At 67.5% G+C, this 3,323-nt stretch carries 2 protein-coding genes and 1 pseudogene; 2 read left to right on the top strand and 1 reads right to left on the bottom strand.

Annotated elements, in window-relative coordinates; genetic code table 11:
• Nucleotides 1–265: 265 nt before the first annotated feature.
• Nucleotides 266–922 carry an SAM-dependent methyltransferase gene (locus tag K789_RS0109310; RefSeq protein WP_024366523.1) on the bottom strand — a complete coding sequence of 219 codons (657 nt, stop codon included), beginning with the start codon at nt 920–922 and terminating at the stop codon, nt 266–268.
• 201 nt (nt 923–1,123) lie between these two features.
• On the opposite strand from K789_RS0109310, the gene K789_RS22735 reads away from it, so the two are divergent.
• A complete protein-coding gene (locus tag K789_RS22735; RefSeq protein ID WP_024366522.1) occupies nt 1,124–1,468 on the top strand; it encodes a hypothetical protein in 345 nt (114 codons plus the stop codon).
• A 322-nt stretch (nt 1,469–1,790) separates the two neighbouring features.
• Nucleotides 1,791–3,323 (top strand): annotated as a pseudogene (locus tag K789_RS22730) (DEAD/DEAH box helicase); the annotation flags it as partial.

Raw genomic sequence — 3,323 nt, 5'->3', positions numbered from 1 at the left:
GACTCGTCGTCGTGGTCGACATCTGTCGAGAAACCCTGCCTCAGCTGTCGCCCCGTGTCCCATGTCATGTCTGGGGGTAACCTGCCCGTAAACCCGACGGCGGATGAGGCGCCGGGGGTGCTATGGCCCACTCGGCGCCCGCACCGGAATCCTCACGGTCACTTTTGAGTGATCTGCATCAGATTTACCGCTGGCTTCTTCCAACTGCCGGAACCGCTATGCCGTCAGCCGACCGGCCTAGTGCCGGCCCGTGCGTACGCCGGGCTCAGTGCGCGGCGAGACGGGTGGCGCGCAGCACGGCGTCCGTCAGGGCGGCGGCCTCGCCGTCGGGCCCGGTGGCGCTCCGGTGCCGGGTGTCGACGACGTCGAGCCGCCACTCAGGCTCCGCAATGCCCAGCTCGGCGGCCAGCTGTTCGGCCGTGTAGAACCTCTCCGCCGCGTGGTTGTGGTGCTGGCCCCACGGCGGCAGCCCGTCGGGGTGGTGGCCGACAATCAGCAGCGTTCCTCCGGTCCGCACCGCTGCGGCCGCCAGCTGCAGGGCCTGCTGCCATGGCATCACGGTGGAATGCAGGAACTGGGCCGTGACCAGATCGAAGAGTTCCCCGGGCACCCAGGTGGCGAGATCCTGCCGCACCCAGGTGATGTTCCCGCCCTGGCCGCGTTCCTGCGCATGGGCCTCAGCCCGTTCCAATGCGACGGCGGAGACGTCGACTGCGGTCACTTTCCAGCCGCGGCTGGCGAGCCAGATGGCGTCCGCGCCCTCGCCGCAGCCCAGGTCGAGGGCTGTTCCGGGGGGAAGGGGGGCGGCCTCGGCGATCAGCTGCGGGTTCGGCTCCCCGCTCCATATCCTGGCCCGGCTGCGGTACTTCTCGTCCCACACCTGGGCTGCGCTGGCGTTGCTGCTGTGCTCGTGCTCTGTCATCGTGGTCCTCGCCGGTTGTCGGGTCGTCTCCCACATCATGGCAGGGGAAGGCCGCCGGCGGCACCGGCAAAGTGGAGACGCCGGAAATTCGACACACAAAAATCACGGCACGGAAACGCACCCGAAACCTCGGTGGTGGAGGCTGGAGCCGGAGAGCGGAATGACACTGGGGTGAATCCGGATCCGGGGAAGGAGCAGGCCATGACTGCAGAGGGTGCACGGCAGGTTCATTCGAATGAGGAGCTGTCGGTGGGGGACGAGATCGAAGCCTGGCACAACGGAAAACTGTTCCACCGGGGCGAAGTCATCCGGACAGTGGCGGCCACGGACTTGTTCTGGATCCTGGATGACAGGACCGGGACGCGGAGGCTGATCGACACCGAGGCGCTGGTCATCCTGCGGGCAGAGGCCCCGATCAGCTCGGCAGCGACGCAGGGTTCGGCGCCCGTCGCAACGGGGTCCGGGCGTCGGGTGTCGGGGGTTCTGGCGTCCGCGCAGCCGGCGTCGCACGTCCCGCTGTTCCAGGCGCCCAGCCTGGTGCCCTGAGGGGAAAAGCGGGTCCTGGTACCGCCGGATGATAGACTGAGGGAACTTGATGTGCAGTGATGCCCACTTTGGTCTTGAATGATCGGTCCGGTTCATCAACCGGTTCCCCTGCTGGAGTCCTTCCGGATTCCGTTCAGGGAGTGGGATTTTTTCATGTGAGAGGCACATCCTGCGTCGATGAACGCGTTCTATTTGGTCCTGGCCGCCGGCTTTTCCAGCAGCTGGCCGGTTGATCACCTGACTTTTCTTCGGCGAACCCCTGAGCCAACCGGCGCCGGGGGCCGATATCCGCACGGATACCGCCTGAAAGACCTTGAAACTTATGACTACTTTTGCTGCCCTTGGCACGCCCAAGGCCCTCGCTGACACCCTCACCGCCCAGGGGATCGTGGAACCGTTCCCCATCCAGGTCAAGACCCTGCCGGACACCCTGGCCGGACGCGACGTCCTGGGCCGCGGCCGCACCGGCTCCGGCAAGACCATTGCCTTCGCCATCCCGCTTGTAGCACGACTCGCTGAGCGGGAAGCCAAGCACTTCCGCAAGCCCGGCCGCCCGATGGGCCTGGTCCTCGCGCCGACCCGTGAGCTGGCCACCCAGCTGAACGCGACCATCGAGCCGATGGCCACGGCCATGGGCCTGAACACGACCGTTATTTATGGCGGCATTTCCCAGGCCCGCCAGGAAAAGGCGCTGCGCGCCGGCGTCGACATCGTCATCGCCTGCCCGGGCCGCCTCGAGGACCTGATCCGCCAGCGCGTCCTGACCCTTGAAGGTGTCGAGATCACCGTGCTGGACGAGGCAGACCACATGGCCGACCTCGGCTTTCTCCCCGTGGTCAAGAAGCTCATGGACATGACCCCCAGCCAGGGCCAGCGCATGCTCTTCTCCGCCACCCTGGATAACGGCGTGGACAAGATCGTCCAGCGTTACCTGTCCAACCCGCTGACCCACGCTGTGGATGAATCACAGGCCGCGGTCACCACGATGGAGCACCACGTGCTGGTCGTCAATGACCAGACCGTCAAGAAGCAGCTGATCGTCGAGCTCGCCTCGGGTGCCGGCCGCCGGGTGCTCTTCCTGCGCACCAAGCACCACGCCCGCAAGCTTGCCAAGACCCTGACGGACGCCGGCATCCCCGCCGTCGACCTTCACGGCAACCTCTCGCAGAACGCCCGTGACCGCAACCTGGCCGAGTTCTCCTCCGGCGAGGTCCGCGTCCTGGTCGCGACCGACGTCGCCGCCCGCGGCGTCCACGTCGACGACGTCGAGCTTGTCATCCACGTGGATCCGCCCACGGAGCACAAGGCTTACCTGCACCGCTCGGGCCGTACCGCCCGCGCCGGTTCCGACGGCACCGTGGTCACGCTGACCCTGCCGGAGCAGCAGTCCGACGTCAAGAAGCTCATGAAGGCTGCCGGCGTCGACGTCAACTTCGAGCGCGTCACCGCCAACTCGCCGCTGGTTGCCAAACTGGTGGGCGAAATGGCCGACAAGATCGATCCGCGCACCCGCGCCGCACTGCTGGCAGCCAAGTCCAACCAGGGCGGCGGCAGCTCCACCGGTGCCAATGCCGAGCGCAAGCGCGCNCCCGCCGCACCACCCAGGCTGCGCCCACCGCGGGTGGCCGTGGTGGCCGTGGCGGACGCGGACGCGTCGGAACTGAAGCTCCCCGCACCGATCTTCCCCGCGCCGAGCGCCGTGCCGTGGCCTACGAGGGCCAGGCTGCCGCGCGCAACGCCGCAGAGCGCGTCATCGAGCGCAACGAGGACCGGCAGGATGCCGAGCGCGCCGAACGACGCAGCGTCCGCGCTCGCTCAACCTCGTATGGCACACACCGCAACGATGTTCCGGCTG

This window comes from Arthrobacter sp. TB 26 (assembly GCF_000427315.1).
Classification (GTDB): Bacteria; Actinomycetota; Actinomycetes; order Actinomycetales; family Micrococcaceae; genus Arthrobacter.
This window is presented reverse-complemented; position numbering and strand designations above follow the sequence as displayed.

What these genes read in the sequence shown, in the direction of transcription:
- K789_RS0109310 (WP_024366523.1), bottom strand. Translation starts at nt 922, where the DNA reads ATGACAGAGCACGAGCACAGCAGCAACGCCAGCGCAGCCCAGGTGTGG.
- K789_RS22735 (WP_024366522.1), top strand. Translation starts at nt 1,124, where the DNA reads ATGACTGCAGAGGGTGCACGGCAGGTTCATTCGAATGAGGAGCTGTCG.